The sequence below is a fragment of the Gelidibacter maritimus genome (assembly GCF_014062315.1).
Taxonomy (GTDB): Bacteria; Bacteroidota; Bacteroidia; order Flavobacteriales; family Flavobacteriaceae; genus Gelidibacter; species Gelidibacter maritimus.
In genome coordinates, this window is record NZ_JACGLT010000002.1 from 472911 (window position 1) to 488113 (window position 15203).

A 15203-nucleotide genomic window follows, 5' to 3' on the forward strand; every position below is an offset into this window, starting at 1 on the left:
TTTAATTGTGTGGTTTTATTTTATCTTAATCGATTTTAGGATGGCTTCAAGTTCAAAAATATTGTTACGTTTTTCAACCGACGGCGAAAACACATAACCTTCAATAACCACATATCTATTATTTGCTTTATCCTCAATGGCATAATTTATAAAAGGGCCAGCCATAAAGGCATTCTTCACATCCCAAATACCTCTCGATTCAAATGCTGGTTTTCCGTCAACCGTAGTTTCATTTAAATAGGGTGTATACGCTTCTTCAGTAATCATATAAGAACCTTCCACGGGGCCTGGAATATGAACTTTTCCAATAGAATCTCTCATTCTTACAATATCCACAATAGCACTATCGCCTTTTTTAATGGTGCTAAGTGGCACCTCATAAATCATGATGTCCATGGTGCCCGTAGGAATATCTTTTCTGATCCAAAAGAAGTCCTTTTCTTGCTTTGCTATGCGATAAGCGGTTTGAAAGTTCAAATTGACGCCTAAAGTTTCTTCAAGGGGTTGATCATCCATCAACGAGATCTTGATGCGGCGCTGGTTTTCTTTTAATTCTTCCTTTTTAAAAGCGGCAATTATCTCGTCGGCATTGCTTTCTAACTGATCTTTAATTTGTTGATCAGTTTTTCCTGAAACAACAACAACGGTTTGAGGTCTTGCATAGACATTACTTTTTATGGCCATTCCTGCTTCTCCACCCTTTTCAATTTTTAAAATAATTCTGTTTTTAGTCGCAAAGCCCTCAAATACCATTGGTGGCATTTGGTTGAGTGAAAATACGGGTTCTTCTGGAGTTAAAAGCGGAATGGAGGCTGCAACAACGTCTCTAATGGTCTCGCCTACACTGTCATCCCAAAGTAAATTATCAACAACTACCAACAGATTATTGATGTTGCCGCTAGATGAAGGAATGATGCGTTGGTCTTTGCCATTGTTACAGGATGTAAACAAGAATAAAGAAATGGCAATAGCATAAATTGTTTTCATGGTGTGGTTTTTAATTTTATAACACTTATCGTGAAAGTTTAAGTGTTGTTCCTACTTTTAAATTACTACCACTAATATCGTTCCAATCTTTGATATTTTGAATTGAAACTCCAGGAAATTTTCTTGAAATGCTCCATAAGGAATCTCCTGACCTTACTTTATAGGTTTGAGAACCGCCGGAGGCAGCATTTTGGTTATTCGATTTTGAGGCCACAGATTTTGACGCTGAAGTTGTTGGTTGCGTTCTATAGATGGTTAGGCGCTGCCCAATTCTTATATTATTACTCCGCAAACCATTCCACTGTTTCAATTGGGAAACACGCACCCCAAATTGTCGTGCTATTTTTCCTAAATTATCACCTGAAACTACTCTATAGGTCGTTTTGGTTTCAGAATTAAACAATTGAGGTAATGGTTTTTCGCGTTTGTTCATTTCATTGTTGACAAACTCATAAATGCTCGCTTCGTTGGTCACAAACCTTCCAACGGCATGTCTTGGCAACCTTAAGGTATAATTCTTACCTTCAACAAACGGAATGATATCCAACTTATACGAAGGATTTAGAAACTGTAATTCTTCCATTGGCAGTTCCAATAATTCTGAAACCTGATCTAAACTAATGGTTTGCTTAACGTGTATCGTATCAGTATCGATATATCTAAAATCTGGTCGGTGTTTTTTAAATCCGTGCTCTTCAGCATATTCAAAAATATACATGGTGGCTAAAAAGGCTGGCAAATAACCTGCCGTTTCCCTTGGTAAATAAGGTCTGATATTCCAATAGTTTTCATAACCACCTGAACGGCGTATTGCTTTACTGACGTTGCCCGGACCGCAGTTATATGAAGCCAAAGCTAAATCCCAATCGCCAAATATCTCATAGAGCCGCGCCAGATATTTACTGGCCGCTTCTGTAGATTTAAGCGGATCACTACGCTCATCTACATAACTGCTGACATTTAAATTATATTGCTTCCCGGTAGCAAACATAAATTGCCATAAACCTGTGGCGCCTACGCGCGACTTTGCTCGTGGTTTTAAGGCTGACTCTACAATGGCCAAATATTTTACTTCTAACGGAATATTATAATTGTCCAACTCTCTTTCAAACATTGGGAAATAATAATCGCTCAGAGACATCAATCGTTCCAGAGAATTGCGTCGGTGTTTTAAGTAGGATTTGATGACACTTTCTAAAGACTCATTGTATTCAATATTAAATGGCGTCTTGGCACTTAACTTATGCAATCTTGCTTTTAAAGTGTCTGTAGGCAACTCTGGATAATCAACCGCATCATATTTTAAATCTGTAACAGAAGCATAAATACTATCAAACAATTCGTTGCTATATAATTCTTCAAGCCATTTTTGATCAAATTCTGAGGCCAGTTGCAAATCTTCAATAGTTTTTGAAGACAAGGAGTCGGTTACAGGTTCTATTTCCTTAATAGCTAAATTTTTCCCATCACTAATGGAATCAATTTGAACTAAATCAATTTTATGAGGTGCGGCAGTAGTGCTGTCATTTTTCACTGTTTTTATTTGCGAAAAACTTAAGCCATACACACATAAGGCACCAAAAGTTAAATATGCTAGTTTTTGGTTCATTAGTAAGGTGTTTTATAAATCAACGTTGCGTTGGTTAAAATCGTACAATAATATCTAAAATGAGCGTACAAAACAAGATTTTAACACAGCAAACTGCATTTCGTCGAATAAATCGTCCTTTTGTCCAATAATTCACTTAGATATCAGCCTCTAATCGAGATGCCTATTTCATGATGGCAGCAATTCCTGGGAGTGATTTTCCTTCTAAGCTTTCAAGCATTGCCCCACCGCCAGTACTCACGTAACTCACTTTATCTTCAAAGCCAAATTCTTTCACGGCAGCCACTGAATCGCCACCACCAACAAGAGAAAAAGCGCCTTTTTTGGTAGCTTCCGCAATCGACTTTCCAAGTTCGATGGTACCTTTTGCAAAATTCTCCATTTCAAAAACGCCTAAAGGTCCATTCCATAAAATAGTTTTACATTCAAGAACCACCTCATGAAAATTTTCAATCGTTTGTGGCCCTGCATCCAAACCTTGCCATCCATCAGGAATTTCACTCACTTTTAAAACTTGAGTCTTGGCATCATTACTAAACGCGTCGGCGGCAACGACATCAACCGGAAGATGAACTTCTACGTTTTTTTCTTTCGCTTTTTTCAAGATTTCCAAAGCCAATTCCATTTTATCATCTTCACAGATAGAATCACCAATTTTTCCACCTTGTGCCTTGACAAAGGTAAATGTCATGCCGCCTCCAATAATTAAATGGTCCACTTTATCCAATATGTTTTCAATAATGGTAATTTTAGAAGATACTTTCGCACCACCAAGGATGGCCAGTACAGGTTTTTCTCCATTTTCCATTACTTTCTTGATGCTTTCAATTTCCTGCTCCATGAGGTAGCCGAAATATTTTCTCTCTGGGAAGAAATCGGCAATAATGGCCGTTGAGGCATGTGCTCTATGTGCGGTTCCAAAAGCATCATTTACAAAAACATCTGCCAATTTGGATAATGCCTCGGCAAATCCCTTATCCCCAGCCTCTTCCTCTGGATGAAACCTTAAGTTCTCAAGAAGTAATATTTCACCCGGTTTTAAATTATCAGCAGCGGCCTGCGCTTCCCCACCGATACTATTATTGACAAACATAGTTTTAACGCCAATGATATCTTCCACTTTAGCATGGATATGTTTTAAAGAGAATTCACTTTGAAAGCCTTTTGGTCGGCCAAGGTGTGACATTAAAATACAACTACCGCCATCTTCCAATATTTTTAGTATTGTCGGTTTGGCAGCAACAATCCTGCTGTCGTCGGTAACCGTAAATTCATCGTCCAAAGGCACGTTAAAATCCACTCTTATGAGTGCTTTCTTATCTTTAAAATTGAAATCGTTCAAAGTTTTCATAGGTGTCTGTTTTTAAATAAAATGGAAACAAATGTAACCAATTCTGAAATGATAATAAATGCATTCTTTTAGGAATTGGATTTGCATAAATTTTTAATGGAAAAAAATACATAGTTTTGTGCCATGCAATTTGACAAAATACTAGGCCAAGATCATCTTAAAAACCACTTAACCCAAAGCGTGGACAATGGGCGCATCCCTCATGCACAATTATTTGTCGGGCCTGAAGGATCGGGAACTTTACCTATGGCCATTGCCTATGCACAATATATACTTTGCGGCAATACGAATTCTGAAAACCAAGGCGGAAACGACGCTTGCAATTTGAAGTTTAAAAACTTTTCACATCCTGATCTACATTTTGCTTTCCCAGTTGCAACGACAGATAGAGTTAAAAGCCATCCTGTTTCAAGTAATTTTTTAAATGAATGGCGACAACTATTAAAAGAGCAACCGTATGGGAATCTTTTTGATTGGTACCGCATTTTAGGCATTGATAATAAACAGGGACAAATCGGGGTTGATGAAGCTCTGAACATTGTGAAGTCACTCTCTTTAAAATCGTATGAAGGTGGCTACAAAATTATGTTGATCTGGATGGCTGAGCGTATGAATACTTCAGCAGCCAACAAACTCTTGAAACTCATTGAAGAACCTCCTTCAAAAACCGTATTTATCCTTATAGCGGAGGATGAAGGGCAAATTATCAACACCATTCGATCCCGATGTCAAGTTTTGCATTTTCCGCCATTGGCCGAAGTGGTCATAAAGGAAGCGCTCAAGAAAAATTACCAAATTGATGAAGCTACCGCAACAAAGATCGCCCGACAATCAGACGGAAATTACAATAAAGCCTGCGATTTGGTCTATCACGACTCTGAAGACATTCAATTTGAAGAATGGTTTGTTTTTTGGATTCGTAGCGCCTTTAAAGCAAAAGGCAACAAAGCTGCTATTCACGACCTGATCAGTTGGAGCGAACAAGTTGCCAAAACCGGACGTGAAACACAAAAACAGTTTCTACAGTTTTGCATTGATTTTTTCCGACAAGCGCTAATGATGAACTATAATGCCAATCAATTGGTGTTTATTGAACCGAAAACCAAAAACTTTAAATTGGAAAATTTTGCGCCTTTTGTCCATGAAGGTAATATTATGGATATCAGTCAAGAACTTCAAGATGCTATTTATCATATTGAACGCAATGGGAATTCTAAAATAATTTTAACCGATCTCTCCATTAAATTGACGCGGTTATTACACAAAAAAGCCAGTTAAAAACTGGCTCTTGTTAGATATCTACGATTAATTTAAGGCATTAATCTTTTTTTTCGGCGTTAAGCGCGTCCAAAATATCTTTAGTTAAATCCTGACTTTCCTCACCGTACATCACACTTCCAGCTTCATTACTTCCTAGTATGAAAGCATATCCATTCTTCTCACCATAATCTTTCACAAAAGATCTGATGTCTTTAATAAGTGTATCTATTTGAGATTGGCTCTTTTTTTGAATTTCTTGTTCTTCCATCTGAAATTGTTGTTGGAAACGTTGGTACTGTTGCGCTAAGGCTTGATATTGCTCTTGCGAACTTTTTTTCACCATCTGAGGATCCTTCTCCTGCATTTCGGCAGCTAAAGCTTGAAAGGATTGACCAATACTATCTACCTTTTTGTTGAAGGCATCAATTTCAACCTGAAATTTAGCTTCAATGTCTTTTTTCTTCTGGTAATCGTTAATCAATTTGCTATTATCAACAAATCCAATTTTTGCTTGCTCTTGACATGATGATAACATCACTAAAGTTAATAGAGCGATAAATCCTTTTCTCATTTTTTGTGTTTATTAAAATTTCGATGCAAATGTAATAAAGTCGAGGTGATATTTAAGAAAATATACAATATAGTTTTAATTAATAGTAAAAATCGTGGCCATAAATAAAATCAATGTAAAATGACGTCACAGAAAACGTTTTAAGAAGGTTTTGATTGCAAGGATAGGTAAACCGTCGCTAAAGGGCGATAAAACCCGTAAAATCCCTCCTATTTAGTTTTTTGATGCTTTATAACATAAATCAGGGAAGAATACTCTCCGGAAGACCGCGCCTTCAAATTTGAACGAAAACCATTCCAGAACCCTTTAATATAATTCATGCTTCCGGATTTATATTTTTCCGAAAGGAGGCTCACATAAAAAGCATCAAAGAGCATTGGCTTCGTACTGAGCAAAGTCATGTTGACTTTATGTGCCAACTTTTTTATGGAAGTTTGACTAAAATGCCATAAATGTCTTGGAACATCATAGGCAGCCCAAAACTGCTTGTATAGGTTTGCATCGAAACTTTTATAATTAGGCACGGCAATAATAAGCACACCATCTGGTTTTAGTAACTTATTAAACAGATCAAAATGCGCTTCAAGTTCTGGTAAATGTTCCAAAACGTGCCATAACGTTATCACGTCAAAACGATTTGCTTCAAATTTAAAAAGTTGCTCTGTTTCAAATACAGAATGATTTGTTTTTTTGTTGGCAATTGCTCTAGCTTGCTCATTAGGTTCAATTCCGGTTATGGCCCAACCTGCTTTTAGCGCTACCTGCAAAAAATCACCAGTACCGCATCCAACATCCAACACCGATTTTGATTCTTGACTTACTGAATTGATAAGTTTTAGTTTTCGTTTTAATGCAATCCCTTTTACAAGATGGTAGAGCTTTTCAAAGACATTCCTCTTTGCGTCCGTGTGCGAAATATAATCCTCACTTTTATAATATTCCGGTAATTTACTTTCGGACGGTTGCGGAAAAGTTTCGAGCATTTCCAATTCGTCATTGTACAATAACTCAAAACTTTCTTGGGAAACTGAGTAATCCTTTACTTTGATATAGCAGTTTTTTTGCAACGGATCTGACACGCTCAATAGATGATTTTAGAATGATTTTACGGAAGCGAAATTAATCAATAGCTTGAATCTTTTGCAACAATTGATTAATACTTTTTGAAAATTTAAATCTATAAAAAGTCGTGAGCTCTTCGTTCGATTTCGAATTAATTATACAACACTAACCTGCCCGACCGTTCAGGCGATTGCCATCAATTTATTCTGACCTTTTTCCGACAGATATACGACGCTTAAAACATTATAGTTAAAAAATATTGAACAAAGGTTTATTTAATTAGACTGGTATCTCTTTAGATTAGAGACAATGCTCATATAAAAAACTATACGTTCCACGTGGAACATTTCAGTCAATATTACCACTTATCTACCCATGTAGACCAAAAGGACGGATACATCACTAGGTGTTACACCACTGATTCGGGAAGCCTGCGAAATGGTTCGTGGTTGGATTTTCTCCAATTTTTGACGTGCTTCGATACTCATGGATTTCAATTTAGAATAATCAAATCCTTCAGGAATCTTCAAATCCTCCAGTCGATTCAGCTTATCCGCATTGTTCTTCTCTTTATCAATATATCCTGAATATTTTACCTGAATCTCTGCTTGTTCAATGGTTTCTTTATCGAGGTTATGCTCTTGAACATATGCTTCAACACTTTCAATTTGTCTAACGTCGTCCATCGAAATATTAGGCCGAGCAAAAATCTTAAACAATTTTCCAGATTGATTTACCAAAGCAGAATCATTCGCTTCCAAAATAGGATTGATATCCTCTGCCTGAACACTTGTTTGCTTAAAAAATTCAACAAAAGCTTCCGACTTGGAATGTTTCTCTTCCATTCTTCTCAGACGTTTTTCACTAGCCAAACCAAGTTCATACCCTTTAGGGGTCAATCTTAAATCGGCGTTATCCTGTCTCAATAAGGTTCGGTATTCGGCTCTGGATGTAAACATACGATACGGCTCTTCTGTACCTTTTGTAATCAGATCATCAATTAAAACACCTATATAGGCTTCATTGCGTTTTAGGGTAAATTCCTCACGTTCCTGAACCTGAAGGGCGGCATTTATTCCCGCAATCAAACCTTGTGAAGCAGCTTCCTCATATCCTGTGGTTCCATTTATCTGCCCGGCAAAAAACAAACCCTTAATCAATTTGGTTTCTAAGGTATGCTTTAACTGAGTTGGTGGAAAATAATCATATTCGATAGCATATCCAGGCCTGAAAAATTTCACTTTTTCAAAACCAACAACCGATCGTAACGCTTTAAATTGAATATCTTCCGGAAGTGAAGTTGAGAACCCATTGACATAAACCTCTACGGTATTCCAACCCTCCGGTTCAACAAATATTTGATGCCTATCTTTAGTGGCAAACCGATTGATCTTATCTTCTATGGAAGGACAATATCTTGGTCCGGTACTTTTAATTCGCCCATTAAACATTGGCGAACGTTCAAATCCTTCCCGTAATAAATCGTGAACCAACGGACTGGTAAAGCTCATATGGCAATCACGTTGTTCTGTCAATGGTTTGGTCACATCTGAATAAGAGAACTTTTCAGGAACCTCATCTCCGGGCTGAACAACCATTTTGGAATAATCCAAAGAACGACCATCGACTCTTGGGGGCGTTCCTGTTTTCATTCTACCAGACTCAAAACCCAACTCAACTAATTGCTCAGTAATTCCGGTAGCTGCCCTCTCACCTGCTCTACCACCACCAAAATTTTTATCACCTATATGGATCAATCCATTCAAAAAGGTACCGTTGGTGAGCACAACCGTTTTCGCACTTACTTCTAAACCAAGCGAGGTTCTTACTCCAACAACTTCATCATTGTCCACAATTAATGTCGAAACCATATCTTGGTAAAAATCAAGATTTGGGGTATTTTCGAGCATCAATCGCCAATCTTCAGCAAAACGCATCCGATCACTTTGCACCCTAGGACTCCACATAGCGGGACCCTTGGATTTGTTAAGCATTTTAAACTGTATTGCGGACGTATCACTTACAATCCCACTATATCCACCTAAGGCATCAATTTCTCGCAGAATTTGCCCCTTTGCAATGCCACCCATAGCCGGATTACAGGACATCTGTGCGATATTTTGAAGGTTCATAGTAATCAATAATGTTGAACTCCTCATATTGGCCGCCGCTGCCGCAGCTTCACTTCCAGCATGGCCACCGCCAACAACAATTACATCATATACTTTATCAAACATTGTTTGTTAATTTTTTAATTCGATTGTTCCACGTGGAACAATAAGTTTATTTGAGACCAGAATTAGGTCCATCAGTACATCGGAAAAAAGTTATCCTAAAATAAAAGTTTGCAAATATACGTTGATTTCCTGATACTTATGATAATTTCGAAATGTAGTAGTTTTCTTTCGAACGCATTTCGGCTTGGTCCGACCCAGATTTGTCTTTATAACCACAATAATGAAGGATACCATGAATCATAACTCGTTTCAATTCATTATCAAAAGTAACATCAAAATCATTGGCGTTCTCCTTAACTCTTTCAATTGAGATATAGATGTCACCACTAATAAGTTTGCCAAGTGTGTAATCAAAACTAATAATATCAGTTAAGGTATCGTGATCCAAAAATTCAATATTAAGATCTAAAAGATAGGCATCATCGCAAAAAATATAGTTGATTTCCCCTTGCCTAAAACCTTCGTTCAAAATGGCATTAGTAATCCAAACCGATAGCTGGTCTTCATTATGCAATTCAAATTCGGTTTCGTAATTAAAGCTGATCATTCTCCTTTTTAAAATAGTCCTGTACCTTTTGTTTGTAAATTTGTTGCAAAGGTAAAGCTTGTCGATTTAATATTTCAGTAGTATTAAAATATTCTTTAGCGGTAGGAATTTGATCGTTTATAGAGTTCTCAAACTGTTTAGTATTGGTATTGGATTCTCTTCTATTTTCTTCGCCCTGTAAGAACGTAGCATTTTCAAGTTTTAAAAGTTGATGCTGCAAATTCATCATCCGCTGCAGTGTTTGATTGGTAAACCCTTTATTGATCAAATCAGACTCAACGCTTTCCATTTGCTTCAATAACTGCTGTCCTTCTAAGCCATTGCCTAAATCTTTCAATTTCTCTTCCAAAGCCATTCTTAATTGTTGCTGTTGTTGGTAGATTCGATATAACTCGCCATTCATGTGCTCCGAAGAACTTTCACCCTCACCTTGTTGATTCCCTTCACTACCTTCCTTACCGTTATTTCCTGAGTCCCCCCCACCTTGTTCACCATCCATACCTCTACCGTCTTCATTACCATTACCATTCTTATCCTTGCCAGATTTATTCTTTTTCAAACCTTCTTCCATCTGTTTATTCAATTCTTCCTGGCTCATAATAATATCAGGTAATTGCATACCACCAGAACCTCCACCTTGTCCCTGTCCTTGCCCAGAACCATCACCTTGAGAAGGATTCATATCCGCTTCCATATTGTCTAACACATCACTCAAAAAATTAGCTAAATCGTTGGTTGCTGTCATGGTATACTGCTGAGTGGCCACACCTTTATAAAGCATATTCTCAGAGAGCTCTTCCATAGATTTATCAATATTGAAAAAGACATCAGTAATCTTGGAATTTACATGTTCTGATAGTTTTGGTTGCCGAAGTGACAATGCAAAAAGACTATCATCAATATGCTCAAAATGCTCACGTAAACTACTTTGCCTGCGCAGAAATTTTCCATACTGATTATGATTAATTTGGATGTTTTTGAACTGATCCATCAATTCCTCTTGTTCAAAAGAAAATAATAATAGGTTCTTTAATATCTGACGTAACATGGTCGCATCTTCCTGCATTTGTTCTTGACCTCCTGACATCATGGACTGAGCCATTTTAGAACTCATTTCCTTCATTTTTTTTGAGGCATCCTTCTGTTTTTTTTGTGCGTCCTTTTGTTTTTGATTGGCATTGTTGGTGTCATTATTATCCTCAGCTTCCCTTTTCTTTTGAAGCTCATCAGAAGCATCCTGTTGATCCTTTTCTATTTCTTTTTCCAACGCTTTATCCTGAGGAACATCCAACGGCTTTTTTAATGCCTGATTTTCTTTCTTGAGATCTTCCAATTCCTTTTGAAATTCTTCAAACTCTCTATTTAATTCATCTTGCTTCTCCTTGGTATTGGTTTCCTTTTCTTCTTTAGATAATTGATCTTGCTTACCGGCCAATTTTTCAAGTACATGCTGCAATTTCTCAGCCTTTTTTGCAACATAATAACGTTTGGTCAACTCTAATAATTGCTGAAGACCCCTTTGTTTATTCTTATTTTGTTTAGCTAATTGATTTAATTTCTCCGTTAACTCTTCTCTTTGGATTTTATTTTGAAGCTGTTCAAGTTCCTTTAACAATTGCTCGTCCTTTTGGAGTTGTGCCTCATTGTCTTTTAAGCGTTCTTTTAAATCTTCCTTAAAGGGATCATTCTCGGTATTTTCAGGTTGAAAATCCTCAAGATTATCCTTAAGACGTTGGTTGAAATTCTGCATCATTTCCTCCTGTTGCTTTTGACGCTTTATGAAATTTTCGAGTTTTTTCTTATCATTAAAATTAAGCTGTTCCTTTTCCTTTTGCGTTCTTGATAACTCTTCCAATTGCTTTTCTTGCAATTTCATTTTCTCAAACGAATTATCCAAGTTCTTGATGGTTTCACTTTGCTCTTTCAGCCGTTTTATCTCCTCTTCATCTTTAGTGAGTTTTCTATAAGTAAACACCGGACTTTTTACGCTCTTAAAATTATGGATAGCATCATTATCAAAGACTTCAAAATACAATTCGTAAGTATTCCCCTCCTCTAATAGGATATTATTAGGAAATGCGGTGACAAATTCTTCAAAATTAGAAGTTGAAATGGGAAGAGTCTGAATTTGTATATTATCCTCATTTTCAGCAACATAATACACTAACTGTAATCTACTCAGCCCATAATCATCACTGGCTTGACCGTAAAAATAAAGCGACTGATTATCGATCGTATCCCTTTCAACCTTAATATTGAGTTCAGGATACGCATCTTTTATCACCTGAATACTATAGGATAAATTTTCATAATCTTTAAGATCTCGATTACTCGTGGCTATATTATAATCCAATCTTGAAAACAACCGTTTAGTGGCTTCAAAAGTATTGTTAGATTTCAGATCAAAATGTAAGGTATCCTTACTATACATTATAACTTCATCCGTAGCTTGGGTATTAATTTTCCAGGTCACTTTAGTGCCTTCTGGAATTGTCGTATTTCCCGTGCTTTTTAAAGTCTCATCTACTCTATTGGTATATGAAGGGTAATCCAATACCATTTCAAAATTTACTAAGGTGGGTACATTAACAACCTGCAATTGGTATGTTTTAGAGACCACTTTATTTGCTGAAAGTGTAAAAGAAATCGGATTTTTTAAACTTGGGAAAACATATTCAAAGGCTCCCGGTTCGGTTTGCCTTAGAAAATAAGTTTCTCCTGAATAGTGAATTTGTGCGTTTTCTGGGATTAATTGACCAGCCGTCTTAATGACCAATTTAAAGTCTTTATTCTCTATAGCTTGAAGGTTTTCATTAACCACAAAAAACTGAAAAGGGGCTGGCGGCTCATAAGCTGTTTTATAATTTACAACACGTTCATAGCTATCACTAAACCAATTAAAATGGCCGGTAATAAATGTCAAGACTAAAATAAGAACGGGAATTGCAGCATATTTAAGATACTTTACGTTCTTATTAAAATTTATAGCTAATTTGAAGGGAACGGGTTTCAATTCGGCCGATTTTTGTTCTATGCTTGCCAATAAAAGTTCGGAATGTTCAGAATTTTTTTGGAGCTGAAGCACATTCAACAATTTATCATTGACTTCCGGAAAGTGCTTGCCGATAATATGGGAGGCCTGTTCATAATCAATTCCTTTTTGAAGTTTAAATAGTTTTGACAATGGCCAAAGAATAAATCGGACAAATAAGGCCAATTCTACCGCTATAAAGACCCAGAAAAGAATGGTTCTTGCCGTTGGTCCTAACCACAACACATATTCAATAAATAAGGTGAATAAAAGATACAGCAAGCCAATGGCAAAAAATAAAATCGTGCCCTTGAGCAAATCGTTTATATAATAGCGCCTGATAAACTGTTCGAGCTTGGATTGTATGCTTTTGAAATTGTTTAACACTGATTTGGTGATTATTTTAAAGATTTAGGTTTAGGGTAAATTAAGTATAAATATATAACTTACTAAACTACAATTTTATTTTAATCTGTAACCCTCTAAATATGATAAGCTTGTGTTAATTAAGAAGTGTAATTAATGAGCTTGAAATTGAAGTTGATGATGCTATTTCAAATGGTCTCATTGTGGTAAGGCTAGGTTAGGGTAAGGGCAGTCAAATACTCGTGTATATCAGTAACTGTATTTTTGCGTGCCAAGCCTTCTAATGCGCAGTGTGAAAACTCTTGGAAGTCCAAGTTAAAGATCAAGAATTTCTAGGGGTTTCCTATCGGCAAGAGCAGAAAGGCTAACTAAGTAGGTCAAAGAATTACCCTTTTAAATTTGATGCTAGCTTAGTGGTATCAAAACCAATGATGGAATAATTAACTAAACTTAGAATGGGTCTACGCATTTGTTTGTCCGAATCTTTTGTATTGGGGTGAAAGATTAGCAAAGGTCTGAACTTTGAACTCTAAACTTTGCTCTCGAAAACCTTGAACCTTGCTTCTTAAAAATCTATCTTTGTAATACTAAATCCATTACAAAATGACCGATCAAGTTCGTGTGCGCTTTGCACCTAGTCCAACCGGACCTTTACATATTGGTGGTGTCCGCACTGCCCTTTACAATTATTTATTTGCCAAAAAGCATAATGGTTCTTTTATCCTCAGAATTGAAGATACCGACCAAAACCGCTATGTAGAAGGTTCTGAACAGTATATTATTGACGCTTTAAATTGGTGTCAAATTCCTTTTGATGAAGGTCCTGAACACAATGAGAAATTTGGACCTTACCGTCAAAGTGAACGTAAACATCTGTATCAGGAATATGCTGAAAAACTTATAGCTTCAGGCCATGCTTATTATGCCTTTGACACTGCCGAAAGTTTAGAGCATCAGCGGAAAAATCATGAATCCAAAGGAAAAACCTTTATTTATAATTGGCACAATAGAAAGCTTTTGCTCAATTCATTAGCGCTTTCTAAAGAAGAAACGCAAGCTAAGTTGGATGCTGGAGAAGATTATGTCATCCGATTCAAATCGCCTCAGGACCAAACTCTACATTTAAAGGATATTATAAGAGGTGAAATTACTATTGATACCAATATTTTAGATGATAAAGTTTTGTTTAAGAGTGATGGCATGCCTACCTACCACTTAGCCAATATTGTAGATGATCATCTAATGGAAATCACTCATGTAATACGCGGTGAGGAATGGTTGCCTTCTTTGGCCCTACACTATCAATTATACGATGCTTTTGGATGGGAAAAACCACAATTTGCTCATTTACCTTTGTTGCTTAAACCTACCGGAAAAGGGAAGCTAAGCAAGCGTGATGGCGACAAATTAGGTTTTCCTGTATTTCCTTTAGAATGGAAAGATCCTCAAACCGGCGATGTCTCCCGTGGTTATAGAGAAGACGGGTATTTTGCCGATGGCCTGATCAACTTTTTAGCACTGTTAGGCTGGAATCCTGGAACAGAACAAGAACAATTTAGTTTAGAAGAATTGGTTGATGCTTTTGAATTGGAGCGTGTCCATAAATCTGGTGCCCGTTTTGATCCCGATAAGATCAAATGGTTCAATCATCAATATATGCAACATCAAAATGACGATGAATTAGCCGAAATCTTTCAGGAAAATCAGCCACAATTAAAAGCTATAGACCCTGGTTATATTGCATTGGTCATTGGACTCATTAAAGAACGTGCCACTTTTATCAGCGATTTCTGGGACCTATCTTCTTACTTTTTTGAGGCACCACAAGTTTACGATGAGAAGGCTTTCGCTAAAGTTATGAACAAGGATACCCGTGAATTGATGAGCGAATTGGAGCAAGTAATTACCCATGTATCAGATTTTACGGTTAAGAACATTCAAACCGATGTGAAAGCCTGGATTGGTAAAAAAGGTGTCGGATTTGGTAAGGTGATGCAACCTTTACGACTAGCTTTGGTTGGTGCAATGCAAGGACCTGACGTATTTGAAATTATGTTTTTAATAGGTAAAGCAGAAACTGTCCAACGTATTGATAAATTGGTGCAAACCTTATAAGTGGGTTGATTTCTAGTATAAAACGGAAGTTACAGTGGAAATATAGCTTAATTTAGTGTTTTACATT

General features: G+C 36.8%; 10 protein-coding genes. 2 read left to right on the forward strand and 8 right to left on the reverse strand.

All coding sequences use genetic code 11. From position 1 onward, the window contains the following. Window positions 1-15: 15 nt before the first annotated feature. From H3Z82_RS04320 to H3Z82_RS04330, 3 genes are all read right to left on the reverse strand, one after another. Complete coding sequence (locus H3Z82_RS04320; protein WP_182202861.1) at window positions 16-987, reverse strand: DUF4837 family protein; 972 nt, start codon at window positions 985-987, stop codon at window positions 16-18. A gap of 25 nt (window positions 988-1012) precedes the next feature. Continuing rightward, window positions 1013-2596 carry a lytic transglycosylase domain-containing protein gene (locus H3Z82_RS04325; protein ID WP_182202864.1) on the reverse strand — a complete coding sequence of 528 codons (1584 nt, stop codon included), beginning with the start codon at window positions 2594-2596 and terminating at the stop codon, window positions 1013-1015. Window positions 2597-2759: 163 nt separating this feature from the next. Then, entirely contained in the window at window positions 2760-3947 is a 1188-nt protein-coding gene (locus H3Z82_RS04330) for a phosphoglycerate kinase (protein ID WP_182202866.1), read from the reverse strand. Window positions 3948-4070: 123 nt separating this feature from the next. Between H3Z82_RS04330 and H3Z82_RS04335 the strand changes: the two genes are divergently transcribed. Continuing rightward, complete coding sequence (locus H3Z82_RS04335; RefSeq protein ID WP_182202869.1) at window positions 4071-5225, forward strand: DNA polymerase III subunit; 1155 nt, start codon at window positions 4071-4073, stop codon at window positions 5223-5225. A gap of 40 nt (window positions 5226-5265) precedes the next feature. On the opposite strand, the gene H3Z82_RS04340 is transcribed toward H3Z82_RS04335, so the two are convergent. The 5 genes from H3Z82_RS04340 to H3Z82_RS04360 all read right to left on the reverse strand — a co-directional run bounded on the left by H3Z82_RS04340 (window position 5266) and on the right by H3Z82_RS04360 (window position 13042). Continuing rightward, complete coding sequence (locus H3Z82_RS04340; RefSeq protein ID WP_182202872.1) at window positions 5266-5778, reverse strand: OmpH family outer membrane protein; 513 nt, start codon at window positions 5776-5778, stop codon at window positions 5266-5268. Between the two features lie 209 nt (window positions 5779-5987). Continuing rightward, the gene (locus H3Z82_RS04345) at window positions 5988-6863 is read right to left on the reverse strand and encodes a class I SAM-dependent methyltransferase (protein WP_235982359.1); all 876 of its coding nucleotides are present in this window, start codon (window positions 6861-6863) and stop codon (window positions 5988-5990) included. Window positions 6864-7205: 342 nt separating this feature from the next. After that, a complete protein-coding gene (gene mnmG / locus H3Z82_RS04350) occupies window positions 7206-9077 on the reverse strand; it encodes a tRNA uridine-5-carboxymethylaminomethyl(34) synthesis enzyme MnmG (RefSeq protein ID WP_182202875.1) in 1872 nt (623 codons plus the stop codon). A 136-nt stretch (window positions 9078-9213) separates the two neighbouring features. Then, window positions 9214-9624: an rRNA maturation RNase YbeY gene (ybeY, locus tag H3Z82_RS04355; RefSeq protein WP_182202877.1), complete on the reverse strand. Its 411-nt coding sequence runs from the start codon at window positions 9622-9624 to the stop codon at window positions 9214-9216. Next, the gene (locus H3Z82_RS04360) at window positions 9611-13042 is read right to left on the reverse strand and encodes a DUF4175 family protein (protein ID WP_182202880.1); all 3432 of its coding nucleotides are present in this window, start codon (window positions 13040-13042) and stop codon (window positions 9611-9613) included. Before H3Z82_RS04360 ends, ybeY begins: the two co-directional genes overlap by 14 nt. 582 nt (window positions 13043-13624) lie before the next feature. Between H3Z82_RS04360 and gltX the strand changes: the two genes are divergently transcribed. Further along, window positions 13625-15136, forward strand: coding sequence for a glutamate--tRNA ligase (gene gltX / locus H3Z82_RS04365; protein ID WP_182202883.1), 1512 nt, complete (start codon window positions 13625-13627; stop codon window positions 15134-15136). Window positions 15137-15203 lie beyond the last annotated feature (67 nt).